This is a genomic window from Caballeronia concitans (assembly GCF_001544615.1).
GTDB classification, from domain to species: Bacteria; Pseudomonadota; Gammaproteobacteria; order Burkholderiales; family Burkholderiaceae; genus Caballeronia; species Caballeronia concitans.
In genome coordinates this window covers 514,622-539,217 of record NZ_FCNV02000002.1, presented here as the reverse complement: position 1 = coordinate 539,217, position 24,596 = coordinate 514,622, and the positions used below count along the sequence as shown (strand labels likewise).

At 61.2% G+C, this 24,596-nt stretch carries 24 protein-coding genes; 16 read left to right on the top strand and 8 right to left on the bottom strand.

Going from position 1 to position 24,596, the window contains the following annotated elements; translation table 11 throughout:
- The first annotated feature begins 28 nt into the window (after nt 1-28).
- Nucleotides 29-1,390 carry an MFS transporter gene (locus AWB72_RS08600; RefSeq protein WP_040050700.1) on the top strand — a complete coding sequence of 454 codons (1,362 nt, stop codon included), beginning with the start codon at nt 29-31 and terminating at the stop codon, nt 1,388-1,390.
- A gap of 13 nt (nt 1,391-1,403) precedes the next feature.
- Nucleotides 1,404-2,348, top strand: coding sequence for a hydroxymethylglutaryl-CoA lyase (locus AWB72_RS08595; protein WP_052449896.1), 945 nt, complete (start codon nt 1,404-1,406; stop codon nt 2,346-2,348).
- A 79-nt stretch (nt 2,349-2,427) separates the two neighbouring features.
- On the opposite strand, the gene AWB72_RS08590 is transcribed toward AWB72_RS08595, so the two are convergent.
- Nucleotides 2,428-3,168: an alpha/beta fold hydrolase gene (locus tag AWB72_RS08590; protein WP_040050699.1), complete on the bottom strand. Its 741-nt coding sequence runs from the start codon at nt 3,166-3,168 to the stop codon at nt 2,428-2,430.
- A gap of 187 nt (nt 3,169-3,355) precedes the next feature.
- Here AWB72_RS08590 and AWB72_RS08585 point away from each other — a divergent pair, with 187 nt between their 5' ends.
- Nucleotides 3,356-4,291 carry a LysR family transcriptional regulator gene (locus tag AWB72_RS08585; protein WP_040050698.1) on the top strand — a complete coding sequence of 312 codons (936 nt, stop codon included), beginning with the start codon at nt 3,356-3,358 and terminating at the stop codon, nt 4,289-4,291.
- A gap of 80 nt (nt 4,292-4,371) precedes the next feature.
- Nucleotides 4,372-5,580, top strand: coding sequence for a YbfB/YjiJ family MFS transporter (locus AWB72_RS08580; protein ID WP_040050697.1), 1,209 nt, complete (start codon nt 4,372-4,374; stop codon nt 5,578-5,580).
- Here AWB72_RS08580 and AWB72_RS08575 read toward each other — a convergent pair.
- A complete protein-coding gene (locus AWB72_RS08575; protein ID WP_040050696.1) occupies nt 5,577-6,533 on the bottom strand; it encodes a sulfonate ABC transporter substrate-binding protein in 957 nt (318 codons plus the stop codon). The genes AWB72_RS08580 and AWB72_RS08575 overlap by 4 nt on opposite strands.
- Nucleotides 6,534-6,823: 290 nt before the next feature.
- Here AWB72_RS08575 and ssuD point away from each other — a divergent pair, with 290 nt between their 5' ends.
- The 3 genes from ssuD to AWB72_RS08560 are packed head-to-tail and all read left to right on the top strand — an operon-like array spanning nt 6,824 to nt 9,654.
- Nucleotides 6,824-7,987 carry an FMNH2-dependent alkanesulfonate monooxygenase gene (ssuD, locus tag AWB72_RS08570; protein WP_040050695.1) on the top strand — a complete coding sequence of 388 codons (1,164 nt, stop codon included), beginning with the start codon at nt 6,824-6,826 and terminating at the stop codon, nt 7,985-7,987.
- Between the two features lie 36 nt (nt 7,988-8,023).
- Complete coding sequence (ssuC, locus tag AWB72_RS08565) at nt 8,024-8,866, top strand: aliphatic sulfonate ABC transporter permease SsuC (protein ID WP_087128003.1); 843 nt, start codon at nt 8,024-8,026, stop codon at nt 8,864-8,866.
- A gap of 26 nt (nt 8,867-8,892) precedes the next feature.
- A complete protein-coding gene (locus tag AWB72_RS08560) occupies nt 8,893-9,654 on the top strand; it encodes an ATP-binding cassette domain-containing protein (protein ID WP_040050693.1) in 762 nt (253 codons plus the stop codon).
- 47 nt (nt 9,655-9,701) lie between these two features.
- Here the strand turns inward: AWB72_RS08560 and AWB72_RS08555 are convergent, their stop codons facing one another.
- A complete protein-coding gene (locus tag AWB72_RS08555) occupies nt 9,702-9,998 on the bottom strand; it encodes an IS3 family transposase (RefSeq protein ID WP_040050692.1) in 297 nt (98 codons plus the stop codon).
- Between the two features lie 498 nt (nt 9,999-10,496).
- On the opposite strand from AWB72_RS08555, the gene alr reads away from it, so the two are divergent.
- The 3 genes from alr to AWB72_RS08540 all read left to right on the top strand — a co-directional run bounded on the left by alr (nt 10,497) and on the right by AWB72_RS08540 (nt 13,261).
- Nucleotides 10,497-11,552 carry an alanine racemase gene (alr, locus tag AWB72_RS08550; RefSeq protein ID WP_040050848.1) on the top strand — a complete coding sequence of 352 codons (1,056 nt, stop codon included), beginning with the start codon at nt 10,497-10,499 and terminating at the stop codon, nt 11,550-11,552.
- 272 nt (nt 11,553-11,824) lie between these two features.
- A complete protein-coding gene (locus tag AWB72_RS08545; protein WP_143754598.1) occupies nt 11,825-12,040 on the top strand; it encodes a ferredoxin in 216 nt (71 codons plus the stop codon).
- A gap of 18 nt (nt 12,041-12,058) precedes the next feature.
- A complete protein-coding gene (locus AWB72_RS08540; RefSeq protein ID WP_052449893.1) occupies nt 12,059-13,261 on the top strand; it encodes a Rieske 2Fe-2S domain-containing protein in 1,203 nt (400 codons plus the stop codon).
- Between the two features lie 135 nt (nt 13,262-13,396).
- On the opposite strand, the gene AWB72_RS08535 is transcribed toward AWB72_RS08540, so the two are convergent.
- Nucleotides 13,397-14,917, bottom strand: coding sequence for an aminotransferase-like domain-containing protein (locus tag AWB72_RS08535; RefSeq protein WP_052449892.1), 1,521 nt, complete (start codon nt 14,915-14,917; stop codon nt 13,397-13,399).
- A gap of 306 nt (nt 14,918-15,223) precedes the next feature.
- Between AWB72_RS08535 and cofE the strand changes: the two genes are divergently transcribed.
- Nucleotides 15,224-16,096, top strand: coding sequence for a coenzyme F420-0:L-glutamate ligase (gene cofE, locus AWB72_RS08530; protein WP_084592897.1), 873 nt, complete (start codon nt 15,224-15,226; stop codon nt 16,094-16,096).
- A 15-nt stretch (nt 16,097-16,111) separates the two neighbouring features.
- Here cofE and AWB72_RS08525 read toward each other — a convergent pair whose 3' ends face one another.
- Both AWB72_RS08525 and AWB72_RS08520 read right to left on the bottom strand, forming a co-directional pair.
- On the bottom strand, nt 16,112-17,323 hold the full coding sequence (locus AWB72_RS08525) for an NAD(P)/FAD-dependent oxidoreductase (protein ID WP_159459350.1): 1,212 nt from the start codon (nt 17,321-17,323) through the stop codon (nt 16,112-16,114).
- 88 nt (nt 17,324-17,411) lie between these two features.
- Nucleotides 17,412-18,899, bottom strand: a complete 1,488-nt coding sequence (locus AWB72_RS08520) for an NCS1 family nucleobase:cation symporter-1 (protein ID WP_087128002.1) — start codon at nt 18,897-18,899, stop codon at nt 17,412-17,414.
- Between the two features lie 488 nt (nt 18,900-19,387).
- Between AWB72_RS08520 and AWB72_RS28840 the strand changes: the two genes are divergently transcribed.
- From AWB72_RS28840 to AWB72_RS08510, 3 genes are all read left to right on the top strand, one after another.
- A complete protein-coding gene (locus AWB72_RS28840; protein ID WP_040050688.1) occupies nt 19,388-19,657 on the top strand; it encodes a hypothetical protein in 270 nt (89 codons plus the stop codon).
- A gap of 37 nt (nt 19,658-19,694) precedes the next feature.
- Nucleotides 19,695-20,927 carry an NAD(P)/FAD-dependent oxidoreductase gene (locus AWB72_RS08515; protein WP_040050687.1) on the top strand — a complete coding sequence of 411 codons (1,233 nt, stop codon included), beginning with the start codon at nt 19,695-19,697 and terminating at the stop codon, nt 20,925-20,927.
- A gap of 178 nt (nt 20,928-21,105) precedes the next feature.
- Nucleotides 21,106-21,534: a hypothetical protein gene (locus AWB72_RS08510; protein ID WP_040050686.1), complete on the top strand. Its 429-nt coding sequence runs from the start codon at nt 21,106-21,108 to the stop codon at nt 21,532-21,534.
- A 24-nt stretch (nt 21,535-21,558) separates the two neighbouring features.
- On the opposite strand, the gene AWB72_RS08505 is transcribed toward AWB72_RS08510, so the two are convergent.
- Nucleotides 21,559-22,377 (bottom strand): MetQ/NlpA family lipoprotein, encoded by an 819-nt coding sequence (locus AWB72_RS08505; RefSeq protein ID WP_040050685.1) that lies wholly within the window; start codon nt 22,375-22,377, stop codon nt 21,559-21,561.
- 251 nt (nt 22,378-22,628) lie between these two features.
- On the opposite strand from AWB72_RS08505, the gene AWB72_RS08500 reads away from it, so the two are divergent.
- Nucleotides 22,629-22,796, top strand: a complete 168-nt coding sequence (locus tag AWB72_RS08500; protein ID WP_159459349.1) for a hypothetical protein — start codon at nt 22,629-22,631, stop codon at nt 22,794-22,796.
- Nucleotides 22,797-23,049: 253 nt separating this feature from the next.
- On the opposite strand, the gene AWB72_RS08495 is transcribed toward AWB72_RS08500, so the two are convergent.
- Entirely contained in the window at nt 23,050-23,748 is a 699-nt protein-coding gene (locus AWB72_RS08495; protein WP_374728871.1) for an NADPH-dependent FMN reductase, read from the bottom strand.
- A 191-nt stretch (nt 23,749-23,939) separates the two neighbouring features.
- Between AWB72_RS08495 and AWB72_RS08490 the strand changes: the two genes are divergently transcribed.
- Nucleotides 23,940-24,545 (top strand): nitroreductase family protein, encoded by a 606-nt coding sequence (locus tag AWB72_RS08490; RefSeq protein WP_040050682.1) that lies wholly within the window; start codon nt 23,940-23,942, stop codon nt 24,543-24,545.
- Nucleotides 24,546-24,596 lie beyond the last annotated feature (51 nt).

Here is a 24,596-nt window from a genome sequence, read left to right as displayed (position 1 = left end):
ACACCCGGACTCACCGGAGGAGACAGACATGACCCCCAACCCTGGCAGTTTCGACGCGCCCGACGCGGAGCGGACCTACGGCAAGATCACGCGCAGGCTGATCCCGTTCCTGTTCCTGTGCTACGTGTTCGCGTTTCTGGACCGCATCAACATCGGCATTGCACAGCTCGACATGAAGCACGATGTCGGCTTCAGCGATCTCACCTATAGCGTCGGCGCGGGCATCTTCTTTCTCGGCTACGTGCTGATGGAAGTGCCGAGCAATCTGCTGCTCGCGCGCATCGGCGTGAAGCGCACGTTCTCGCGCATCATGATCCTGTGGGGCCTGATCGCGGCGGGGACGGCGTTCGTCACGCTGCCATCGCATCTGTACACCGTGCGCTTCTTCCTCGGCCTCGCCGAAGCGGGGCTGTATCCCGGCGTGATTTTCTATCTCACGCGCTGGTATCCGGTCGAGCGGCGCGCGAAAGTCATCGCGATCTTCACATGCGCGACAGGCATTGCCGGTCTCTTCGGCGGGCCGCTTTCCGGCGCGCTGATGACGTACTTCAACGGCTATGGCGGACTGCACGGCTGGCAGTGGATGTTCATCGTGCAAGGGCTGCCGGCGAGCGTGCTCGGCGTGATGGCGTATTTCTATCTGCAGGACGGCCCCGAGCAGGCGAAGTGGCTGACGCAGGCGGAAAAGAACATCGTGCTGCGCGATATTCGCAAGACGTCGAGCGTTTCCGCGACGCACACCGAGCATACGTTCGGCCGCGCGCTGCGCGATTTCCGCGTCTACGTGATGGGCTTCGTGTGGTTCACGCAGATCGCGGGCGTGTTCGCGATCGGCTTCTGGCTGCCGACGCTCATCAAGAGCGCGGGCGTGACGAGTTCGCTTGCCATCGGCTGCTATTCGGCGATTCCGTACTTCGTGAGCTGGATCGCGCTCATCACGCTGAACCGTCATTCGGACCGCACGATGGAGCGCCGCTGGCATTGCGCCCTCGCGATGATTTGCGGCGCGGCGGGCCTTGTCGTCGCCGCGTTCACGACGGGCAATCTGGCGCTGTCGCTCGCCGCGCTTTCTGTTGCGACCGCCGGCATTCTCGCGCCGAATCCGCTGATCTGGGCGATCTCGACCGACTACATCCGCGGCAGCGGCGCGGCGGGCGGCGTGGCGATGATCAACTGCCTCGGCCTGCTCGGCGGCTTCGTGAGCCCGATGATCATCGGCTCGATCAAGACGCTCACGAACAGCATGGTCGGCGGCCTCGGCGCGATTGCGCTCCTGATGGTGCTCGGCGCGATCGCGGCGGTGAAGTTCGCGCCGTCGACGTCGGCGGCGATGGCGAAGGAAGACGGCCGCGCGGAAGGCGGCGCGACTGTCGCGGATGCGACGCTTTGAGAGGAACATCGAGATGAATGACGCAGTAATTGGCACGCCCGCTGTCCGTGTGCGCGAAGTGGGGTTGCGCGATGGCCTGCAGATGGTCGGCACCATCCTCACGACCGGGCAGAAGCTCGAATGGTGCCGCCGCATGGTGGATGCGGGCGTGCGCGAGATCGAGGTCACGTCGTTCGTGCCGCCGAAGATCGTGCCGCAATTCGCCGATGCGGTCGACGTGGCGCGCGGCGCGCTCGCGATAGACGGCCTGCATGCGGCGGCGCTCGTGCCGAATCTGAAGGGCGCGCAGCGTGCGTTCGATGTGGGCGTCGCGCAAGTGCATTACGTGCTCTCGGCGAGCGATGCGCACAATCTCAAGAACGTGCGGCGCAGCACGGCGGAGTCGGTGGCGGACTTCGGGCGCATCGTCGCGGAGCGGGACGAGCGCGCGAAGCCGGTCGTGCTCGGTGCGGGCGTGGCGACCGCGTTCGGCTGCACGATTTCGGGGAAGGTAGAGGAGCGCATCGTGCTCGGCCTTGTCGAGACGCTGATCGAGGCGGGCGCGGACGAGATCACCGTCGCGGATACGGTCGGCTATGCGAATCCCGGGCAGGTGCGCGCGTTGATGCGCAAGGTGTGCGCGCTGGCGGGCGCGGTGCCGGTGGCGTGTCATTTCCACGATACGCGCGGCCTCGGGCTTGCCAATGTGTTCGCCGCGCTCGATGCTGGCGTGCGCGCGTTCGATTCATCGCTCGGCGGTCTGGGCGGGTGTCCGTTCGCGCCGAATGCCACGGGGAACATCAATACCGAGGACACGGTGTTCTTGCTGGAGGCCGAAGGGCTCAGGACGGGGATCGATCTGGACAAGCTGCTGGCGATGCGGGCGACGCTTGCTGAATGGCTGCCCGGGGAACCGTTCAGCGGGGCCATCGCGCGGGCGGGCGTGCCGAAGACGTTTGGGGAGAGGGTGGCGGCGTAGAGCGGACTGCGCCGCCCGATACCGGCTGACGTTCGCCGTCACGCAGGCGTGGATCGACGCAGGCCGGCCGCAGTAACCCTTACCCCGCCAGCCGCTCCAGCACTTCCACCAGCAGATCCGGCGCGAGCACCATCGCGTCGTGCCCGGTATCGATCGCTTCCCATTGCCACCCCGGCAACGCGCGGACATGCTCGCGCACCGCCGCGAGCGTCTCATAAGACGGATTCGCGCAATGCACATACGTGCACGGCAAGCCATTGCCAAGCGGATGCTTCAACGTCAGCGGCGTGCGATACGTCGCCACCGGATGCGGCGTCAACCTGCGACGCACCCAATCAGCAAGCGGATGATCGTCCGGTATGCCCGTGCCCGCGAGTCCATTGACGGGCATCCCGAGCGTCTGCCCGCTCGCCGTCATCGAGTCCATGCGTTCTTTCACGACGCTTGCCGGCAGCACATCGAACGCGGCCTGTCCATTTTCGACGAGCAGGCTATCCAGAAACACGAGCGCGCGGAGGGCATCCGGCCTGCGGTCCGCCACGCCCGATGCCACCAGCCCGCCGAAGCTATGGCCGACGAGCACGACATCGCTCAGTTCTTCCGACTCGATCAGATTCTCGATGTCCGCTATCGGCACATCGAGCGATGTTGCCGCCGCGAGCAAATGACGCCGGTCGCCGAGCCCGGTCAGCGAAGGCGCGAACACGCGATGCCCGCGCGCCGTGAGCCGGTCCGCGACGAAGCGCCAGCACCATCCGCCATGCCATGCGCCATGAACGAGGACGAAGGTTCTTGCTGCGATCGCGTGAGTGGACGACATGAGATGCGTGCTCCTTGAATGCGCAATGGGTGATGCATCGTACATTGCATTGGCACGTGCATGCTGCGGGGAATCGCGCTATCCACAGCGATAACGGGCGAAATAAAGCCTCCTGTATATTCCGAAGATCAATACGGCGAGCGTGCCGCGCCGGGCGAACTCACTCAATCGAACTGCACTCATCGACATGGACCGAATCGACGCGATGAAAGTCTTCATCGCTATCCTCGACGAAGGCAGTCTCGCGGGCGCGGGACGGCGGCTCGGACGTTCGCCCGCAGCGGTCAGCCGCGCGATCGCTTTTCTCGAAGCGCACACGGGCACCGCGCTTCTGCATCGCACGACGCGCACCATCAAGCTGAGCGAAGCGGGCGAGCGCTATGCGTCCGCGTGCCGCCGCATTCTCACCGATCTCGAAGAGGCGGACCTTCTCGTCGCGCATGAACGCTCCGCGCCGCGCGGTCTTCTGACGATCACCGCGCCCGTCGCCGCCGGCGAAGCGCTGCTCGCGCCGATGCTCGACGCCTTCCTCGCCCGCTTTCCCGCCGTTTCGGTGCGCCTCCAGTTGCTCGACCGGCCCGTCAGCCTGATCGATGAAGGCATCGATATCGCGCTGCGCATCGCGCATCTCGCCGATTCGACGCTCATCGCGATTCCGGTGGGCGAAGTGCGGCGCGTCGTGGCAGCGTCGCCGGGCTACCTGGACGCGCATCCGCAGATCGAGACGCCCGCCGATCTGGCGCAGCATCGCATCATCTCGATGACGCATTTCGGCCTCGATTCATGGAGTTTCCCGGCATCGGGCGGATCGGCGATCCCGCAAGTCGTGCAGTTCGCGCCGCGCATCATCGTGAATACCGTGCACGCGGCGGTGGCTGCCGCCGTCGATGGACAGGGCGTGACGCGGCTCTTTTCGTATCACGTCGCGAAGGAAGTGAAGGAAGCGACGCTGCGCATCGTGCTGCCCGATAGCGAGCACGCGCCGCTGCCGGTTCATCTGCTGACGCCCGAAGGACGGCTCGCGGTGCCGAAAGTGCGCGCGTTCGTCGATTTCGCCACGCCGCGCTTGCGCCGCGAGTTCAAGCGATTGCATCTCGATCCGCGCAAGCACTCGTTCGCCTAGCGGAAGAATCTCTTTCGTCACGCGCGGATTCTCTCGCGATTCGCGCGCCTATAAACTGCGTGCATCCCCACGGAGGCGCCATGCAACACGCAGTCTCGAATCAAACGAAAGGCGCGTCATTCCAGATATGGCGCGGCGTGCTGGCGGGCGCGAGCGCGAGTCTCGTCGGCATCGGGCTTGCACGTTTCGCGTACACGCCGCTCTTGCCCGCGATCATCGGCGCGCACTGGTTCCCCGCATCGACGGCCGCTTATCTCGGCGCCGCCAATCTCGGCGGCTATCTCGTCGGCGCGCTCACGGCGGGCGCGCTCGTGCGTCACGCGCGCGCGGCAAACGTCCTTCGCGCGATGATGCTGCTCGCCACCATCGCCTTCGTCGCGTGCGCGTATCCCGTTTCGTTCGCGTGGTTCTTCGCGTGGCGGCTTGCATCGGGCATCTCCGGCGGCGCGCTGATGGTGCTCGCCGCACCGACCATCCTCGCGCACGTCGCGCCATCGCGACGCGGTTTCGCGGGCGGCGCGATCTTCACGGGCGTCGGGCTCGGCATCGCGGCATCGGGGACCATCGTGCCGCTGCTCCTGCGTCAGGGGCTTCACGAGACATGGCTCGGGCTCGCGGCGGTATCGCTCGTGCTGACGATCGTCGCGTGGAACGGATGGCCGCCGCACGAAGCGCCGTTATCGCATACGAGCGATCATCCGCACACGAAGCCTGCGCCGACGCCCGCATTGCGCGCGCTCTTCGCGGAGTACGGGCTAAACGCGGTCGGTCTCGTGCCGCACATGATCTTTCTCGTCGATTACGTCGCGCGCGGTCTCGGCCGTGGCGTCGATGCGGGCGCGTATTACTGGGTGCTCTACGGTCTCGGCGCGATAGCCGGTCCGCTCCTGAGCGGGCATCTCGCGGATCGTGCCGGCTTCGGCCGTGCATTGCGTGTCGCGTTGCTGCTTCAGCTCGCGGCGGTCGTGTTGCCGGTGCTTTCATCGAATGCGGCGTTGCTGATGATATCGAGCGTCGTGGTCGGCGCGTTCACGCCGGGCATCGTGCCGCTCGTGCTCGGCCGCGCGAACGAACTGCTCGCGCATCATCCCGCCGCGCAGAAGCGCGCATGGCGCACCGCGACGACGAGCTTCGCCGTGATGCAGGCGGCATCCGCATACGGGCTGTCGTTCCTGTTCTCGAAGAGCGGCGGCGACTACCGGCTGCTCTTTGCAATCGGCGCGGCGGCGCTGGGCGTGGCGTTCATCGTCGATGTAATCGCGCTACGCGCCAGCACGTCCACGCGTTAGGCCAAAGCCGCGTCCTTCGTCACGATCTTGCGCGGGATCAGCTTGAGGTCATAGAACGCATCCGCGATGCGCTGCTGCTGTTCGAGCACGGGCGCATCGATCGGGCGATACACATGTTCGTAATGCGCGAGCCCCGCCTTGATGATCGCGGCATCGAGACCCTGAATCGGCGCGAGCTGCGCGGCCGCTTCCGCCGTATTCTGCCTGACCCATTGCCCTTGCTTGCCGAGCGCATCCATCGCGATGGCGATCACGTCCTTGCGCTTCTGCGCGAATTCGCGTTGGCTTAGAAAGAACTGATGATGACTCGCGACGCCCTCGGCATCCGCGATCAACCGTGCATTGCTTTGCGCACGCACTGCCGCGAGGAACGGATCCCAGATGGCCCATGCATCGACGGACTGGCGTTCAAGCGCGGCGCGCGCATCGGCGGGCGCGAGGAACACGGGATGAATGTCCGTGTACTCGAGACCATGCTTGCGCAACAGCGCGACGATGAACCAGTGCACATCCGATCCCTTGTTGAAGGCGACTTTCTTGCCCTTCAAATCCGCGACGCTCTTGATGGGCGAGTCTTGCGCGACGATCACGCCTTCGGCGCGCGGCGTCGGGATTTCATACGCGGTATAGACGAAGTCCGCGCCTGCCGCTTGCGCGAAGACCGGCGGCGCTTCGCCGACATAACCGAAGTCGATCGCACCGACATTCAATCCTTCGAGCAATTGCGGACCCGCGGGAAATTCGGTCCAACTCACTTTCACGCCTAGCGGTGCGAGCTGCTTTTCGAGCGTGCCGTTCGCCTTGAGCAGCACGAGCGTGCTCGCCGCCTTTTGATAACCGATTCTGAAGCGGTCGTTCTCAAACTTGGCCCAGGATGGCAGCGCCGCTGTGCCAAGCGTTCCGGCAAGTGCGGCCAGAAAGAGTCGGCGGCTTTGCAATGTGGTGTGTTTCATGATGAAAAGCCTCCGTCATATGGATTCAGAGGCCGCATAGCTCATGCGCGTCGCGTGTCATCGCGGCCCGGCTTGCCATGCTAGCGAAGCATGAAAGCGCCGTGAAATGACGTTTGCATCTAAGCAAATCATCGTCATGGTAATGAGCGAGACGCGACCGCTTCCAAAGCACCAAAGCAGAAATGGAAAGCTGAATTCCATTGTTCGCAGCCGTGAATCGCGTACTTAAACTGGCTTACTCGTCTTCGACGGCATCGACAATACTTGTGAAAGGCAAAGAGGAGTAGCGCATGAATGTGTTCTGGTTCATCCCGACACACGGAGACAGCCGTTATCTGGGCACGTCGAAAGGGGCGCGCGCCGCTGACCTCTCGTATTTTCAGCAGATCGCAGTTGCCGCCGATACGCTCGGCTATCAGGGCGTGCTGCTGCCCACGGGACGTTCGTGCGAGGACGCATGGGTGGTTGCATCGAGCCTCATCGCGGCCACGAAGAAGCTGAAGTTCCTCGTCGCGATACGTCCGGGTCTTTCCTCGCCGGGACTCGCCGCACGCATGGCCGCAACGTTCGACCGTCTTTCGGACGGACGCCTGCTTATCAATGTCGTGACGGGCGGCGATCCGGCCGAGCTGGAAGGCGATGGCGTCTTCGTCGATCACGACACGCGCTATGAAATTACCGATGAATTCCTGCATATCTGGCGCAATCTGCTGAGCGCATCGCATACGAACGAAGCGATCGACTTCGACGGCAAGCATCTGCAATCGAAGGGCGGCAAGGCGCTGTATCCGCCGGTGCAGACGCCGCATCCGCCGCTGTGGTTCGGCGGATCGTCGGCGGCGGCGCACGATATCGCCGCGACGCACATCGACACGTATCTCACGTGGGGCGAACCGCCCGAAGCCGTGAAGAAGAAGCTCGACGATATCCGCAGCCGCGCCGAAGCGCAGGGCCGCAAGATACGCTTCGGCATTCGTCTGCATGTGATCGTGCGTGAAACCGAGGACGAAGCATGGGCGGCAGCGGACGCGCTCATCAGCCATCTCGACGATGAAACCGTCGCGCGTGCGCAAGCTGCGTTCTCCAAGATGGATTCCGAAGGCCAGCGGCGCATGGCTCAACTGCACGGCGGCAAGCGCGGCGGCCGCGAGACGCTCGAAATCTATCCCAACCTGTGGGCCGGCGTGGGGCTCGTGCGCGGCGGCGCGGGAACGGCATTAGTTGGGAATCCGGAACAAGTGGCGGCGCGCATGAAGGAATACGCGGACCTCGGCATCGAGACGTTCATTCTGTCCGGCTATCCGCACCTGGAAGAGTCGTACCGTTTCGCCGAACTCGTGTTCCCACTGCTCGGCGAACGCGGCGCGCAAGTGGAGAAGCGTTCGGGGCCGCTGTCGGGACCCTTCGGTGAGATCGTCGGCAATAGCTATCTGCCGAACGCGAGCCAGAGCTGATCGTGAACGTGTCACATCATCGAAGGAACTAGCAGCATGGCCGATGCCCTCACTCAAACGATACCCGCGACGCAGCCGGTCAAACGCAGCGCGGGTCCGGTGTTCAGGCGCGTGGGCGCGGCCATCGCGCCGTGGCTCGTGCCGGTTGCGATTCTGCTGCTCTGGGAATACGCCGCGCGCTCGGGCGTGCTGTCCACGCGCGTGTTGCCGGAGCCGCTTGCCGTCGTCAAATCGGCGTGGGCGCTCGTTCAGTCCGGCGATATGTGGGCCAACGTGAAGGTCAGCGCGTGGCGCGCGCTGCTCGGGCTTGCAATCGGCGGCGGCGTGGGGCTCGTGCTCGGACTTTGGACGGGACTCTTTCGGCCGTTCGAAGTCGCGCTCGATTCCACCGTGCAGATGATCCGCAACATTCCCGCGCTCGCCATGATTCCGCTCGTGATCCTGTGGTTCGGTATCGAGGAAGAAGCGAAGATCTTTCTGGTTGCGCTGGGTGTGTTCTTTCCGGTCTACGTCAACACGTTTCACGGCATTCGTTCGGTCGATGCGAACCTCATCGAAATGGCGCGCAGTTATGGCGTGAAGGGCTTCGCGTTGTATCGCGATGTGATTCTGCCGGGCGCGTTGCCTTCCATTCTGGTCGGCGTGCGTTTCGCGCTCGGCCTCATGTGGGTGATGCTGATCGTGGCCGAAACGATTTCCGCGCAATCGGGCATCGGCTATATGACGATGAACGCGCGCGAGTTCCTGCAAACCGATGTCGTCGTCGTGGGCATTCTGCTTTACGCGGTGCTCGGCAAGCTCGCGGATGTGCTCGCGAAAGCATTAGAACGCGTGGCGCTGCGCTGGCATCCCGCGTATCAACGAGGAGGAAAGGCATGAGCGCGACCGCATCTGTTTCGTTGAGGATGGAAGAGCGCTTCGCGGTCGAGCGCGCACAACCGCATGCGCGCACTGCAGTCGACGTGGCCGTCGAATTGCGTGGCGTCGAAAAACGATTCGGAGACCGTACGGTATTGTCGGCGCTAGATTTGTCGATCGAACAGGGCAGTTTCGTCACGATCGTCGGGCGCAGCGGATGTGGAAAGTCGACGCTGCTGCGCCTTATCGCCGAACTGGAAACGCCGACCGGCGGCGCATTGATCAAGCGCGCGGGCAATGGCGCGACGCTCGATACGCGCATCATGTTTCAGGACGCACGCCTCTTGCCGTGGAAGACCGTGCTGCAGAACGTCATGCTCGGATTGAAACGCGGCGCACGCGATCAGGCTCGCGCGGTGCTCAACGAAGTCGGGCTGCTGGAGCGCGAAAACGACTGGCCGTCGCAATTGTCGGGCGGACAAAGACAGCGCGTGGCGCTGGCGCGGGCGCTGGTGCATAGGCCGCAACTGCTGCTGCTCGATGAACCGCTCGGCGCGCTCGATGCGCTCACGCGCATTGAAATGCATGCGCTGATCGAACGGCTATGGCGCGAGCATCGCTTCACCGCATTGCTGGTCACGCACGACGTGCATGAAGCCGTGGTGCTCGGCGATCGCATTCTGTTGATCGAGGAAGGGCGCATTGCGCTGGATCAATCAGTGCCGCTTGCACGGCCTCGCAGGCAGGCATCGGCGGAAGCGTCCGCGCTGGAGGAGCGCGTGTTGCGGCGGATCTTGAAACAGGCGTGAATGATCTGATTCGGCGTTCTGTCGGCCACTGATTCACCACGCCGAAGTCATTCGAGTTCCCGCGCGAGGATGGCCGACGCTCTCTTCAAGAGTACGTTGTCTTCGCGCAGTTGCCGGTTTTCCGCTTCCAGTTGCCGGATGCGCTGCTGTTCCTCCGTGAACGACTCATTCTCGCCCGGATCGCGAGCGGGCTTCCCATCGTATTGGGCGACCCAACGCCGCACGGCTGCCTCGACCAGGTTCATCGACCGGCACACTTCGCTGACCGATAGCCTCTGGTCTCGAACCATCCGGGCCACTTCCCGCTTGAAACTCGCGTCGAATCTCGTGTTCCTCTTCGCCATCTTTCACTCTTCCCATCGATTTTCGGATTGTCCTCCTGTCGGAGCGTTGCGCGCATTTGCGCTAAACCTTCCGACGTTGCTGGACCTTGGGTCACGGCCCTTTGATTTTTGATAGGTCTTGTCCCGACCTCGTTCCTGTAGAGTGGACCGCCAAAATTCGGAGCAACATGGGCAGTCGGTGCATGTGTCAAGAAACCGTATAGCTCCGAATTCCTGAACGGATCGAAAGGGCGAGGTCTTCAATCCTGGATTAACGGCTTAGATCGCCGTCCGGCTTTGATAACTAAGGATACCGAATCACAATAACGCATGCGGACATTGCTCATGCTGGAATCTGGACCAATACGGCATGTTGCATCGCAACTGAACGCTGAGGCATATGGGTATCGAACTGTATCGGGGCTCCCGCGCTGGTCGTCGTTACATTGACGTTTCATCGCCGTCGAAGGATCTGGATCGCTCGACGGCGAAATGACTCTGGAAATCTGGAGACGAACTATGCCGCGTCCAACCGGGCTGAAGATCGATACAAGTGCGTTGCATCACAACCTTGCACTTATCCGTCGCCTCGCGCCTCATTCGAAAACCTGGGCGCTCGTGAAGGCGAATGCGTATGGTCATCGGATCGACGTCGTTCTTCCGCACCTTCGCACGACCACTGGATTCGCCGTCTGTGACGTGGAGCAGGGCGTCGAGCTTAGGAAGACAGGCTGGCAAGGACCGGTGCTGATCGTCGACGGGACATACAACCGAAGCGACCTCTACGCAGTCGAGGAACACACGCTGACGCTGGCCGTTCAGACCGAGGAACAATTGCGTCTCCTGGAGCTAGCGAGATTCGCCAAGCCGATTTATATCGAAGTCACTGTGGCGAACCGCAACGGTATTCTCGGGTTCCATCCGAACGAACTGCGCGACGTCATCGAGCGGGTAAAGCGAGTCGAAGCAATCAGATCGACAGCGCTTTATGGCCGCATTGACGCCACGACGAAAGACGAAAGAAAGCGCGAAGTCATTGAGTTTAGCGAAACGGTTTCGGGCTTGAAGGGCGACAGAAGTTATGGCGGCTCCGCTGAAATTATCGATCAACCGCGTGCGATGCCCGATTGGGTGAGAGCGGGGGTCATCTTATACGGCGCTTCGCCCGCGTCTGCGCCAGGAACTTCGGCCCTCGGGGGTTTTCTGCCGGTCATGAGATTCGTCAGCAAGGTTGTTTGCATCAGAGATGTGGCGTCGGCAAGTACTACGGGAAGTCGCTGGGGCGGGGCGCGCAAGATAGGTGTCGTGGCCTGCGGATATGCGGACGGTTATCCGGACACCGCCGCGGTCGGAACACCCGTTGCAATCGACGGCATCGTGACGCGTGTGCTGGAGAGAGTTTCGATGGACACCATCGTCGTGGATCTCGATCCCTGTCCAGGCGTTCATGTAGGAAGCGAAGTCGAGCTTTGGGGGCAGCATGTGAGCGTGGATCTCGTCGCGGCGCACTCGGGAACGACTGCGAGCCGGCTCTTGTCGTCGGTCAGTTCGCGCCTGCCGCTGGAGATCGTTTAAGCGTGTCTTTGTCAATCGACGGATGGCGCTCGAAATGGAAAGACGGCCGGGGGCGCCGGAACTGTACAGTTGGACAGCGCTAGACGGTTTGTCGACTACCCCATAACGCTAGAAGAAACGAATACCGACTGCTTCTGTTCGATGATGCGTCGACTGCCGATCATGCAATCATCGACTGCGCCGGGTGCAGGTATCGCTCGCCCTTCGATGCTGCTGTCGAGAGTATTCAACGTGAACTAACAGTCGAAGACTAATCCGTGCAGGAGACTTTCGTGATCAAAGTAGAACTGGATCAATCCATTTGCTGTGGATCCAAAATGTGCGTGAGTTTGGCGCCCCAAGCCTTCGTACTTCTCGATTCCGGCGTTGCGGGCGTATTGCCCGAGGCGGGCGCGTGCCCGCTTCATCAGCTCGTCAAGGCTGCGCGAAGCTGCCCGACGCAATGTATTGCTCTATTCGAGAACGATAAGGAAGTGGACCTGTACTAGAACATCTGGGAGACAAGAATGGCGCAGAACTGGTTGCATGCAAATCTCTCGTATCATCCGCCGGAGTGGATCACATCATCCGACATGATCGATCCCGGCAGTCCGTGCAAGCCGCCGGAGTACAAAACGCTCGTTCCGCTGAGCAAGCCTGACGTCGCTTACGACCTCGGTTCGACAGCCGAAACGTGGAAGTACTTCTGGCACGTCGCGGCGACTGTCAAGGAATTCCGGTCCCATACGCACGGCGCCAAAGGTCCGATGACCACGATGCTGCTGGGCGAACGCATCGTGCTCGTGGATCTGGGTGGCCGCATCTGTGCGTTCGATGACAAGTGCGCGCATCGCGGTGCGTCGCTCGGCCTGGGATGGATCGAAGGCGATCAGCTTCGCTGCCGCTACCACGGCTGGTGCTACAACCAGGCGGGGAAATGCACGGATATTCCGTCGCAGCAAGAAGGCGATGCGATCCCGGCCCGTGCGAAGCTGAAAGAGTACGAATGCGAAGTCAAGTACGATCTCATTTGGGTACGCATGAAAGGCGGGGCGGATACGACGATTCCGCATTTCCCTGCGTGGGATTCGAGCGAGATGACATGCCATCTCGGCGAGCCGTATCTTTGGCCCGCGTCGGCCGGACGTCGGATTGGAAACTTCACCGATGTCACGCACTTCGCTTACGGGCATCAGGGAACGCTCGGCGGTCCTCCGCACACGCGTTTCAGGCCCTATCCCGTCACGCAGCACAAAAAGCGTCTGGAATTCCAGGTGGACACCTTCCTTGCCTTCAACGCGGGAGACGCCACGTACGGTCCGCCGACGGGTCCGGACTCGAAGATGCTCGGCCCGGGCACGTATCACGTTCATATGCCGTTCACGGTTCTTCTGTTCTTCAAATGGTCGGAAACGAGGGACACGCAGATCTTCATGCACGCGACTCCGATCGACGCCGAGAACTGTCGGAGCTATTGGTACACGTGCCATTCGACGGACGGATCGTCGGAGCAGGAGCATCTGGCGTTGCAGTCGATCGTGCTGACGGAAGACTTGCCGCTCGTCGCGTCTCACCGTCCGCGTGCTATCGGCGAATCCCGTGACGAGGTTTCCGTGCCTGCGGACAAGCCCGACATCATCTGGCGAAAGTGGATGCGCGAGATTGCGATGGCCGCGATGGAAGGACCTGAAGCGCTCAATCGGACGCTCAACGAAACGGGCGAATATTAATCGCACCTAACACGGCAACCGCCGTGCAAGACCTGTTGTGATCTGTTCACGCCGCCGGAGTCGATCGGCTATCCGGCGGATAACAAGAAATAGCGCATTCGAAGCAGGCGGCTCGATGAAGTTACTCGCGCCGTCCTATAGACCGGGCACCCTCGCAAGATGCGCAGCCATCCGCGAAACCTCACGCAGGAACGAGTTGAGTTTCGGCGCCCCACAGTAAGCCACGTTGAATCGAAACCACACGGTTTCCGTCTTGGCGGACAAGGAAAAGAGTTCTCCGCGTGAGAAGGCGAGTCCGGCTTCCGAGGCCTTTTCAGTGATGAGTTCCGCGTTGAATTGAGCACTGGGCGGAACAAGCCATCCTGCGCTAACGAAGAGGCCACCTTTAGGCGTGGCGAGCGCGGTCATGCCCACGTCGGTCAACACCGATAGAAACTGCTCGCGCTCGTTGGCAAGCCGCATGCGCAGCCGATCGAGATATCTGCGGTGCCCGGGATCCGAAAGCACCTCGAGAATGCAGCGTTCGTTCAACTCGGACGTTGTCAGTCCGCAAGCCATCTTGGTACGTACCACATCCGATACGAGCTGACCCGGACACAGAATGTAGCCTGTTCGAAGAGACGGAGCGACGGTTTTGGAGAATCCGCCGAGACAAATCACCCGGTTGAGTCCGTCCAGCGACGCGAGAGAAGGATCAGATGGAGAAGCGAGGTCGCGGAAGATATCGTCTTCGATGATCAGAAAATCGAACTGCTCCGCCAGAGCAATGATGCGATACGCCTGGGCGGGCGAAAGCGTTGTAGAGAGTGGATTCTGCAGGACCGTGTTGACATACATGGCCTTGGGCCGGTGCAGCGCTGCCAATGAAGCAAGCTGATCGAGATCGATTCCATCGTGATTTCGTTTCACCGAAACCACCTTGACGCCATAGCTGCGAAGAAGATGGTGAATATTGAAGTAAGTCGGATCTTCAATCAGAACGGTGTCGCCGGGCTTCAAGAGACTTCGTACGACCAGATCCAGGCCGTGGGAAACCCCGTTAGTCAATATGATCTGTTCCGGTGCGACCGCACAGAATCGCTCCGTGAAGCCGCGCGCGAGAAGCTGGCGGAGCCGGTAAAAGCCCAACGGATGGCCGTATCCGACGAGCCGCTCCGCCGGCATCTTGATGGCCTGCCGGACCGCTTGCAGAATCATGCTCTCACTGCACCATTCGGGCGGAAGCACGCCCGAACCGACCGGCAACAAATCCGGATTGCGATTCCATACGAGCACTGGCATCCACGCGTCGGGATCGACCACGCGCGAGGCCAACGCTTCGCTGCGAAGCACCGGCACATGCGCGACGCGGGCCGTGACGAAGTACCCTGAGCCCGGTCTCGAACTGAGAACGCGCTTCGAAACGAGGACGTCGTAGGCTTCTGTCACGGTAAAGGTGCTGACGCCGAGCTGCTTCGCGAGCTCGCGGACGGAGGGCGTCTTGGTTCCCGCTCGAAGCCGACCCGATTCCACCATCTGTTCAAGCTTGGCGACGATCTGCCCGACCAGGCTGATTCCACGTTGACGCTCAACTCGCAATTCCTCCAGGAGCGTAGAGTCGCGCGTCTCCGGAACCTTCATCCTTTCACTGTCGGCGCTGGAGTGACTGACTGTCATATTGCCTCTCGCACGAAGGATTAGAGGGGATTGCAAGCGCAACGGCGGCGTGAGAGAAACTGCCGGGTTATTCGGCCACAACTTACAGAACTCGTTTGCTTTCGGTAGCGCGCACGAATCGACTTTTTCATGCGGTCGAATCCTTGTCAATTAACAGCACTGTCATCGCGTCCGAACTGTATTGCTCATTTCACCACTACGTTATGGCATTCCAGCTGGAGCGCTCGGATGATGTTCGCGAGGCTGAGCATGTTTCGTCGACGTCGGTGCACTTAATATCGATTCATGTGCGACCAACGGGCCGATATGGATCGATGGCGCACCGAACATGCTCGTACTGGATACGCGAAGATCGCATTTCTGCTGGGATTTAGTTCTCCAGCCACGCAGGAGGCCAACTTGGAAAAGAACGCACATTCGTTGGAAATCTTCGCTCTGACAGGCATTCCCAAAGTAAAAGCAGGCGACGATGTGGGCGGACTGATCGCGGACGCAATGAGGTCGAACGGCAAGCGGTGGCAGCGTGGCGACATCGTGGTCGTGGCTCAAAAGATCGTGTCGAAAGCGGAAGGGCGCGTGCGCAAAGCATCCGATATCGTCCCGACCGATGAAGCGCTCGAATACGCACGCATCACGGGCAAAGACGCCAGGAAGGTTCAGGCCGTGCTGGATGAGTCGACAGAGATCGTGCGGGCTTGCGATCACCCGCCGGACGGCGTTCTGATCAGCCGCCATCGGCAAGGATGGATTTGCGCGAACGCGGCGATAGATGAATCGAATGTCGGTGACGATGATGCGCTTCTCCTTTTGCCCGAAGATCCGGACGCCAGCGCGCGTCGAATCGCGGGCCGTATCTACGACCGCACCGGCATCGAACCGGGCGTCATCGTGAGCGATACGTTCGGCCGGCCGTGGCGTCGCGGTCTGGTGAATGTCGCCATCGGCTTATCGGGCGTGCCGGCGCTGGATAGCTGGATCGGCAGGCGAGACGCGTTCGGCAGACAGTTGCAGGTGTCTCAACAGGCGACGGCAGACGAGGTGGCCGCCGCCGCCGGGCTTCTGATGGCGAAGGACGGACTCACTCCGGCGATTCTCGTCCGGGGGCTGGCGTGGAAGTCATGCAGCCAGTCACACGCGCGGAGTTATGTACGTCCTTTGGAAGAAGACCTGTTCAAATGAACGTCGAAACAGAAGTCAATCCGGTGGCGGGCAGTTCTTCACCGCGACCTCCCATGCGGTATCGAAGCTGCTGTGGTCATGCAAGCAGGTACGCAAGGCGGCGAACGCTTTCGGAGCGTTGATGGTCACTACGCCGGTCAGCTGTCCGTTGTGCCTGTACACGCCAATGAACGGGCGCTGACGATGTCCGCCCGCGACAGCGATCAGTTGCCCCAGATCGGTTCTCCCGGCAGCCTGTACACGACATCCGTACTGGTCGGTCCAGAAGTAGGGAATCGTTGAAAACGGGGTGGCTCGCTCGGGACCGGCAAGGAGATTCCTTGCGGCGTGCTTGCCCTGGTCCGCGGCCACGAGCCACTGTTGACCCCGCATGACGCCGCCCCACCACTCGTTCGGCCATGAAACCACATCGCCGGCGCCGTAGACGTTGCGGGGACCGGCGTTCAATGTACGGTCGCAAGCGAGACCATCCTCGATCCGCAAGCCCGATCCGATCAGCCATTCGCAGTTAGGATCGACGCCGATACCCACTACGACGATGTCGGCCGGCAATTCCCACCCGCCATCGAGCATGACGGCTTCAACGGACCCTTTACCGCCGAAGCCCGTCACGCGCGCGTTGCAAACAACGTTCACGCCGAACTCGTCATGGAGTCCCGCCAGAATTCGGCCCAATTGAGGCCCTACGGCACGAATCATGGCCGCTTCTGCAAGCTCCACGATCGTCACTTGCACGCCACACGCCGCCGCGCTCGAAGCGATCTCGGAGCCGATGAATCCCGCTCCGACCAAGATCATTCGTACGCCGGGCAACATCCGCTCTTTGATCGCGAGTGCGTCGTCCACGGTCCGCAGCGTGAATATGCCGCGTAGAGAACTCCTGGGGCTGAATGACTTCGGCCGGGCGCCGGTTGCGACTATCAGCCCGTCAAAAGGTATCGAGTTCGATCCGAGATGAACACGGCCCGTGGAAATATCGAGCGCGCTCGCGGGCGTGCCAAGGCACAGGTCTACCGCGTTCCGCTCGAACCATTGATGGTCGCGGTAGCACAACTGCTCGGCGTTTATCTCGCCGGTGAGAATCTGCTTGGTCAAAGGCGGCCGATCATAGGGCAGATGCGGCTCGCCGCACACGAGCGTGACGGCTCCCTCGAACCCCTCCAGGCGCAACGTCTCCACGGCACGCAGACCGGCGACGCTGCCTCCCACCACGACGATTCGGTTCATGACCATGCCGTCTCCTTGGACGCTTCATTGTGAAAGCGGGGAACCCTCCTGCCTTGCGCCTCTCGAGGCGCAAGGCTCCATGAGAAATCTAGACGCTTTCGATGTCGAAGTGAGTGGATTTGCGAGGCGCCGGACGCATCAACACCGAGTAAATCACGATGGCCAGAAACACTCCGACGAACCATGAGTAGTTGTTCACGTCCTTGAAGCCGGCGGGGATCCAACTGAATCGATCAGGGAAGGCAACGGCAAGGAAGCCAGGAAGGTTAGGAAGCACTGAAAGAATCAAAGCAATGAGTGCCGCCGGGTTCCAACCGTTCTTGTAGCGATAGATGCCGTTCTCCTTGAACAGATCGTCGACCTCGATCTCGCGGCGTCGAATGAGCCAGTAGTCCGCGAGCATGATCCCGAGTACGGGCCCAAGCAACGCGCTATAACCGATGAGCCAGGTGAAGATAAAGCCTTGCGTCGATGCAATCAGTTTCCACGGCATCATCAGCACGCCGATCACCGCAGTCAGATAGCCCCCCGTACTGAACGTGATACGCCGGGGGAAGATGGCCGCGAAATCATATGCGGGTCCGACGGTGTTCGCCGCCAGGTTCACGCAAAGCGTGTCGAGCGTGATGATGGCAAGGCCAATCGCCACGCCGATTCCTTCCATTCTTCCGGCCAGGTCGACGGGATCCCAGATTGCCTTGCCGTAAATCGTGACAGTGGCCGATGTCACCGCAACGCCTATGAAAGCAAGGCCGGCCATGGGCACGGGAAGGCCGACAGCCTGCCCTACGCATTGATCGCGCTGGGACTTCGCGAAGCGGGTGAAGTCCGGGATATTGAGTGCGAGTGTGGACCAGAAGCCGATCATGGCAGTCAGCGAGGGCCAGAAGACCGACCAGAACTGACCGGCCTTCTTGCCGCCTTCGACGAACTGAGACGGCGCGGAAACAATCGGACCAAAGCCGCCCGCCTTGTTATAAGCCCACCAGAGAAGCGCGAGAACGATAGCGATCTTGACCGGGGCCGTGATCGTTTCTATCCATCGAATCGACTCGGGGCCGCGCGAGATGAAGTAGAGATGCAAGGCCCAGAAGACAAAGAAGCAGGCCAGATGCGCTGCGTCGATACCTACCCAGCCGATCACGGGTCCGACCAGAGCGCCATGAAAGAGAATATTGCCGACGGCATAGATAGCGTTCCCGCCGACCCAGCACTGGATACCGAACCAGCCGCACGCAACGATGGCGCGCAGGAATGCGGGCAGCTTGGCGCCTTTCGTGCCGAACGACGAGCGGACGATGACGGCGAACGGCACACCGAACTTGGTTCCCGAGTGCCCGATCAACAGCATCGGGATGAGCACGACGGCGTTTCCGAGCAGCACGGTGCCGACTGCCTGCATCGCCGACATGCCTTGATCGATGAGTCCCGACGCGAGGATATAGCAGGGAATGCACATGACCATGCCTGTCCACAGGGCGGCGAAGTGTCGCCAGCGCCATGTGCGATGACGGGCATCGGTTGGAGCAAGATCCTCATTCCATAAATTCGAGCGCTTCTGATAATCATTAGGCATGCGTAGTGTCTCCGTGTAAGTTAAACGCTTTATTTCGACCGCGGACGGCGCGTCGCGCAGCCGGCGTCGTTTGATTTTTTGTCTTGTCCCCGGTGCCGATGATCGTCGCGCATTCCGCTTGTTCTGCTGACGAGGTGCACACGCGGATGACCACGTCTTAATCAGATCGTCGGCATTAAAAAATTCGCCGACCATGTGCAGTGAGCGATATCGTCCAAAAGCGTCATGACGGTCTGGAAAAGCCGTTATGTCGCGATGGCCTGTACAGATGAAACCTTCGCGCGAACGCAAGCCCCACGGCCATCGGAGGCCGATGACGACGCGGCACTCCAACGACTGACGAAACTGTCATGGTCCCGGCCTCAATACGGCGCAATGGTTGAACATTCACGGTAGTTCGAGAAGCCCGCTTCCGTATATGTTTGGCCGCCGGCCCCTCACATACCCTCTTCATCACGAACACTGGCATACGTCGGTAGGAGGGTCATATGAGCACCGGTCACGCGTCGCTGCGCATGGCGATCGACAAATGGTTCGATCACACCCAACCGTTGCGGGTGCGTCGCATACAGGTGGACAGTCCGAATACAGGGCGATGTGTGCGCGTGGAAGGCATCGAAGCGCCGGCGCCGGTCACGATCTATTTCTTCGAACATGAAGGCGGCGACTGGCGGGTCTACCCGGCAATCCGTCGCCCGACGAGCATGGGTGCATTTACGTGCTCAACCGAACGAGAGTTGCAGCTGTCGCTCAGCTGACGAAATGCCGGAAAAAAGTAAAACTCCGAGGAGTCGCATGACTTTGAATCGAATCCTGGTCGTTGGTGCGAATGTTGCCGGACTGAAGGCTGTAGAGTCGTTACGTCAGAACGGCTTCGACGGAAAGATCGTTCTCATCGGAGACGAGTTCCATTTGCCCTATGACCGGCCACCGCTCTCGAAGCAGATTCTCACCGGGGATCTCGACTCGTCGGTTCTTGCCTATCGCGACGCGCAGTGGTTTCGCGATCAGCGGGTCGATGCGCTGCTAGGCAAGCGGGCGACTGCGTTGGACGTAATCAACCAGCGCGTCAGCGTGGACGATGGCGACATATCGTTCGACGGATTGATCATCGCAACCGGCGCGCGACCCCGCACCCTTCCCATCGGTAAAGCGTTGAGCGGCATGCACACGCTGCGCACGCTCGACGACGCACTCGCGCTGAAAGAGCAACTGCACGCGGGCGCTCGCGTGGTTGTCATCGGCGCGGGATTCATCGGTGCGGAAGTCGCGTCGAGCGCGCGCTTGATCGGCGCAGAGGTGACGGTGCTCGAGGCGGCTCACGCTCCGTTGATCCGGGCTTTCGGCGCCACTACCGGGGCGCAGCTCGGTGCGTTGCATGAACAGAACGGCGTGCAGTTGCTTTGCAATGCGCACGTGCACGCTATTCGCGGCAGAGATCGCGTTCAAGCCGTCGTGCTGTCGGATGGAACCGAGCTTCCCGCCGATGTCGTGGTCGTCGGCATCGGTTGCGTGCCGAACACCGAATGGCTTGCGGGCTCTGGGCTGGACATCGACAACGGACTCGTGTGCGATCGAACGTTGAATGTCGGACACGATCGAATCTATGCCGCTGGTGACGTAGCAAGCTGGCTCAACGAGTGGAGCGGAACAACGTCTCGAAGCGAACAGTGGACGGTGTCCGGCGATCAAGGAAGACACGCCGCAGCGAATCTGCTGGCGGGCAGGGAGGCGGCAACGAGCTTTTCAACCGCCCCGTACTTCTGGTCGGATCAGTACGGGGTGAAGATTCAATCGGTCGGACGAACGGACATCGGTCAGTTGCGTAGCCTCACGGGCACGCCGGTCAGTCGGCCGTTCCTCGGTGTGTATGAACACGAAGGCCGCGTCGTTGGCGCGTTAGCGATCAATTCACCGAGAGCCTTCTCCATCTTGCGCGGCAAGATCAGTTCTTCTGCTTCATATGACGAAGCGATTCAAAGCGTCGAAAGATTCATCACCGATGCAGGCGCCGTGCGTTGCGAGTGAGAGCGCACCAACTGTCTTGATGAACGCGCCGATACAATGCGGATTCGTCGCAATCACGGTAGCCGGCAAGCGCATCCGCGATAGCTTCACAAAGCAAGCTCCGTCTATGTCGAGAGAGAGCAGTCCGTCTTAACCTGATGGCTCTGATCGTCACGTTAGGACATAGCGGAGCAGCATCATGCGAACTCAGACCTTCTTGACCCATCAGCAGATCTTCGATCGCGCTGTCGACCATCTCTTCGCCCAGGGCCAGGCGGCGCTGCTGCCACGCGGTGGCGGCGCGTATCGCGGATACTGCGGTGGATGCCCCGTGGGCAGTTTCATCAAGCCGCGAGACTATGTCACCGCGATGGAGGGCGTACCCGTGCGCTATGTCGGCGCGCAATCGTCGACGGGCATTCCGGCCTATATGGACGCCGGCATCGCGGCGCTCAGGAAGGGCCTGCTCCGAGCACGTATCAACGTCTACGATCCTTCGACGATCAGCCTGCTCAGTTGTCTTCAGAACGTACACGACGTGTTCGGCAAGTGGGAGTGGTCCGAGCGACTTCAATCGATTGCGCGCGAGTTCAATCTGTCGGCCGATCAGCTCGAGGTCGCAGCTTGAGCGTCGGGTGATTGCGGTCGGCGTTCAATGTTGCGGCGCGCCGTCCCACGCGGGCAGTGTCGCGCCGTGGTAGACGGTCAGAATCGCCGACGCCACGTTCGCCTGCTGATAACTCTGCACCAGCGTCTTGACCCAGGGCGCTTGCGCATCCTTTGCATTGACCGCGATGAAGTTGCGATACGGATTGCCCGTGACGTTCTCTTGCGCAATGCGTTCCTGCGGGATCTTGATGCCCGCCTTGATCGCCCAGTCGGTGTTGACGACAGCCGCGTCCAGATCGCCGATCGCGCGTCCGACAATGCCCGCGTCCAGCTCCTTTATCTGCACATGCTTCGGATTGCTTGCTATATCGCGAGCGGTCGGCAACAGGCCGACGCCGTCGCGCAGCTTGATGATGCCGTTCGCCTGCAGCAGCAACAACGCGCGGCCTTCATTGCTCGGATCGTTCGGCACGCCGATGGCCGCGTTCTGCGGCAATTCCGCCACCGCTTTCACCTTGCGCGAATAGAGGCCGATGGGCTGCACATACGTGAATCCCACGGGCACGATGTCGTAGTGACGCGCGCTGATCTGCGCATCGAGATAGGGCTTGTGCTGAAACGAATTGGCGTCGAGGTCGCGTTGCGCGAGCGCTTCGTTGGGCTGCGTGTAGTCGGAGAAGGTCGTCACTTTCACGGTAATGCCCTGTTTCGCGGCATTCGCGGCGACGGCGCGCCAGACGTCCTCGTCTTCGCCCGACATGATGCCTACTCGTATTGTCTGGCCTGCGGCCTGTGCTGGCTGCGTGCCCATGATGATGGCGCTTGCAAGCAGGACGGTTGTCAGTGCGGCTTTTAGTTTCATGGTCGGCTTTCCCCCGTGTGTTGTAAGAGCCGTGATGCTAGAGGGCGCTTGCTCGCCTGGGAAATGATTTCGGACGCTATCGTTATCTGCCGCGATCTGGAGAGCGATGCATCGCGCGTGCTTTGCAATGCATTGCACGATATGTCGTTTTGCAGATCTTTTTATTGCTGCTAGATTTGTCTCGTCACGCAGCGAACGGAGGGGTCATGACGCACGTTCTCATGCATTGCTTGCGGGCGTTTTCATCGCCGATGGAACGCGTTATCGAGCGCCGGCGGGTGTGCGCTTATCAGCGTGAATTCAACGCTAGCGCGTCGGAGCGGCTCGAACAGATCGCCATTTATGCGCGGGCGGGGTACTTCAATATGGGGTATACCGTCGATGCCTTTCATATGTCGGCGGATTTCATGCCGCACTGATGTGCTTTCTTTTCGTGTCGGTCTATTAGCTCGCCCCTCCCCGGGGCGGGGGTTACTTTCTTTGCTGCTGCAAAGAAAGTAACCAAAGAAAGCAGCTTTCTTGGCCCGAAGCATCGAAAGCGTAACCACTCCGTAGACACACGTTGGCACTCAGCTTGACACAGCCCTGAATCACCTTCCGCGCCCGCTGAGCACTCACGTCCTCCGAGCCCCTCGGCTCGTCAAAACCACACCCGCCCACCCACGCTCTGCATCAACTCTGCGCCACCGCTACGTGTTGCTCACCCACGTTATACGCATCCGGCGATCCATGCGCACCGAACGCAAGCGCGAACGTGCAGGCTTGTCGTCCCACCGTGCGTAGCTGTTCGACAACCTTCGGGTCGGAGCAGGTATCGTTCGTTTCGAAGCGCGTTTCCAGCGTGTTCACGGCCGCGCCGAACGGCGTCGGCCAGCCGCGCAATGCATGCACAATCGAACGCAACGAAGTCAGCACCGTGCCCGCAGCCTGCCATCCATAGGCGGTCACAATGCCCCCGACCGCGCGGCCATCCAGATACGGACGCTCGTCTAGACGCAATTCCTCCAGCGTATCCAGCGCGTTCTTCACCAGGCCCGAGATGCCGCCGTGATATCCCGGCGTCGCAATGATGAGCGCATCCGCCGCACGCACCGCTTCAATCAACTCGTGCTGCTCGTCGGTCAATTCGCGCGTTTCCGGCGCGTAATGCGGCAAGCTTTGCAGGAACGCACCACCAAACAACTGCACGCGCGCGCCCGATTCCTGCGCGCCTTTCAATGCAAAAGCCAATGCGCGCTCGGTCGATGACGCCGGTCGCGTCGTCCCGCCAATGCCGACAACAAGCGGTCTCTTCGATGTTTGAAGCTGGGTCAAGATCAGGCTCCCTTGGTATGAAGTCGGCAATGATGCAAGCCATGAGCCAGACATCATAACCAGCACGCGCGCACGCCGGAACGCACGAATTCCGCTAAGGATATGCATGGGTGCGGCAGCGCACGCTCACTGTCGCCATAGCAATCGCACTGGAATGCATATCGCAAACGGTTCGTTGCCAGCGCTTCTTTCGCGATATCGCAAACGGTATGCTCGAACATTCATCGTGAACTCAGCGCATTATTGCAATGACACATCGACCCGCTCCGACCGATATCGCCATTCATCCGCTCATCGCCGGACGATGGAGCCCGCGCGCCTATGCTGACCGCCCCGTTCCGCACGCGCAGGTCGTCGCGCTGCTGGAAGCGGCGCGCTGGGCGCCATCGGCGTATAACGTGCAGCCGTGGCGCTTTCTCGTGTTCGAGAAGTCGCAGGATCGCGAGGCGTTCGATCGCGCGTTCGCACTGCTCGTGCCCTTCAATCAAAAGTGGAACGAGCACGCGCAGGTGTTGATCGCGGTGCTCGCCGACACGCTCACCGCGAAAGGCACCGTGAATCCAAGCGCAAGTTACGACGCCGGCGCAGCCGCGATGGCCCTGCTTCTGCAAGCTCACGCGCAAGAGCTGGCCGCGCATGCGATGGGCGGCTTCGACGCAATCGGGCTCGCCAAGACGTTCGCGATACCCGAGCGCTTCGCGGCGCTCAGCATGATCTCGGTGGCGCATCATGGCGACGCGCGCGCATTGCCGGCCGAACTGGCCGAACGCGAGCTCGCGCCGCGTGCGCGCTTGCCGCTGGAAGCAATCGCGCACTTCGGCGCATGGAGCGATACCGCGCAGCATTTGCGTTAAAGATTCCCGGCGTCCATCCGTTATTCCGTTGTCGGCGTGCCGTAAGAAAAG

What these genes read in the sequence shown, in the direction of transcription:
- AWB72_RS08515 (WP_040050687.1), top strand. Translation starts at nt 19,695, where the DNA reads ATGACTTTGAATCGAATCCTGGTCGTTGGTGCGAATGTTGCCGGACTG.
- AWB72_RS08495 (WP_374728871.1), bottom strand. Translation starts at nt 23,748, where the DNA reads ATGATGTCTGGCTCATGGCTTGCATCATTGCCGACTTCATACCAAGGG.
- AWB72_RS08575 (WP_040050696.1), bottom strand. Translation starts at nt 6,533, where the DNA reads ATGAAACACACCACATTGCAAAGCCGCCGACTCTTTCTGGCCGCACTT.
- AWB72_RS08585 (WP_040050698.1), top strand. Translation starts at nt 3,356, where the DNA reads ATGGACCGAATCGACGCGATGAAAGTCTTCATCGCTATCCTCGACGAA.
- AWB72_RS28840 (WP_040050688.1), top strand. Translation starts at nt 19,388, where the DNA reads ATGAGCACCGGTCACGCGTCGCTGCGCATGGCGATCGACAAATGGTTC.
- AWB72_RS08510 (WP_040050686.1), top strand. Translation starts at nt 21,106, where the DNA reads ATGCGAACTCAGACCTTCTTGACCCATCAGCAGATCTTCGATCGCGCT.
- ssuC (WP_087128003.1), top strand. Translation starts at nt 8,024, where the DNA reads ATGGCCGATGCCCTCACTCAAACGATACCCGCGACGCAGCCGGTCAAA.
- AWB72_RS08555 (WP_040050692.1), bottom strand. Translation starts at nt 9,998, where the DNA reads ATGGCGAAGAGGAACACGAGATTCGACGCGAGTTTCAAGCGGGAAGTG.
- AWB72_RS08590 (WP_040050699.1), bottom strand. Translation starts at nt 3,168, where the DNA reads ATGTCGTCCACTCACGCGATCGCAGCAAGAACCTTCGTCCTCGTTCAT.
- AWB72_RS08560 (WP_040050693.1), top strand. Translation starts at nt 8,893, where the DNA reads ATGGAAGAGCGCTTCGCGGTCGAGCGCGCACAACCGCATGCGCGCACT.
- cofE (WP_084592897.1), top strand. Translation starts at nt 15,224, where the DNA reads ATGGATCGATGGCGCACCGAACATGCTCGTACTGGATACGCGAAGATC.
- AWB72_RS08595 (WP_052449896.1), top strand. Translation starts at nt 1,404, where the DNA reads ATGAATGACGCAGTAATTGGCACGCCCGCTGTCCGTGTGCGCGAAGTG.
- alr (WP_040050848.1), top strand. Translation starts at nt 10,497, where the DNA reads ATGCCGCGTCCAACCGGGCTGAAGATCGATACAAGTGCGTTGCATCAC.
- AWB72_RS08540 (WP_052449893.1), top strand. Translation starts at nt 12,059, where the DNA reads ATGGCGCAGAACTGGTTGCATGCAAATCTCTCGTATCATCCGCCGGAG.
- AWB72_RS08490 (WP_040050682.1), top strand. Translation starts at nt 23,940, where the DNA reads ATGACACATCGACCCGCTCCGACCGATATCGCCATTCATCCGCTCATC.
- AWB72_RS08520 (WP_087128002.1), bottom strand. Translation starts at nt 18,899, where the DNA reads ATGCCTAATGATTATCAGAAGCGCTCGAATTTATGGAATGAGGATCTT.
- AWB72_RS08600 (WP_040050700.1), top strand. Translation starts at nt 29, where the DNA reads ATGACCCCCAACCCTGGCAGTTTCGACGCGCCCGACGCGGAGCGGACC.
- ssuD (WP_040050695.1), top strand. Translation starts at nt 6,824, where the DNA reads ATGAATGTGTTCTGGTTCATCCCGACACACGGAGACAGCCGTTATCTG.
- AWB72_RS08535 (WP_052449892.1), bottom strand. Translation starts at nt 14,917, where the DNA reads ATGACAGTCAGTCACTCCAGCGCCGACAGTGAAAGGATGAAGGTTCCG.
- AWB72_RS08525 (WP_159459350.1), bottom strand. Translation starts at nt 17,323, where the DNA reads ATGAACCGAATCGTCGTGGTGGGAGGCAGCGTCGCCGGTCTGCGTGCC.
- AWB72_RS08580 (WP_040050697.1), top strand. Translation starts at nt 4,372, where the DNA reads ATGCAACACGCAGTCTCGAATCAAACGAAAGGCGCGTCATTCCAGATA.
- AWB72_RS08505 (WP_040050685.1), bottom strand. Translation starts at nt 22,377, where the DNA reads ATGAAACTAAAAGCCGCACTGACAACCGTCCTGCTTGCAAGCGCCATC.
- AWB72_RS08500 (WP_159459349.1), top strand. Translation starts at nt 22,629, where the DNA reads ATGGAACGCGTTATCGAGCGCCGGCGGGTGTGCGCTTATCAGCGTGAA.